Source organism: Enterobacter sp. ZOR0014 (assembly GCF_000798855.1).
Lineage (GTDB): Bacteria > Pseudomonadota > Gammaproteobacteria > Enterobacterales > Enterobacteriaceae > Enterobacter > Enterobacter kobei.
In genome coordinates this window covers 1-417 of the sequence record NZ_JTLF01000047.1, presented here as the reverse complement: position 1 = coordinate 417, position 417 = coordinate 1, and the positions used below count along the sequence as shown (strand labels likewise).

The 417-nt window shown below is 48.9% G+C and carries 1 protein-coding gene; it reads left to right on the top strand.

What is annotated here, in order from left to right:
* Nucleotides 1–161 precede the first annotated feature (161 nt).
* Nucleotides 162–417 (top strand): GTP-binding protein (locus tag L977_RS01990; protein ID WP_032437327.1); only part of this gene is annotated, 256 nt, incomplete at its 3' end.

Sequence of the window (417 nt, the reverse complement as noted above, 5' to 3'; positions counted from 1 at the left end):
GGTAAGGGTGAGGTCCCCAGTTCGACTCTGGGTATCAGCACCACTTCACTTCTCCTTCCCGTTTCTCTCTGTTTCAAATTTACTGTATTCAACAATTCAGGCATTTCGCCTGGTTGATGTGGTGATATCACCGATTTATCCGTGTCTTAGAGGGACAATCGATGTCTAAAGAAAAGTTTGAACGTACAAAACCGCACGTTAACGTCGGTACTATCGGCCACGTTGACCATGGTAAAACAACGCTGACCGCTGCAATCACTACCGTTCTGGCTAAAACCTACGGTGGTTCTGCTCGTGCATTCGACCAGATCGATAACGCACCAGAAGAAAAAGCTCGTGGTATCACCATCAACACTTCTCACGTTGAATACGACACCCCGACTCGCCACTACGCACACGTAGACTGCCCAGGCCACG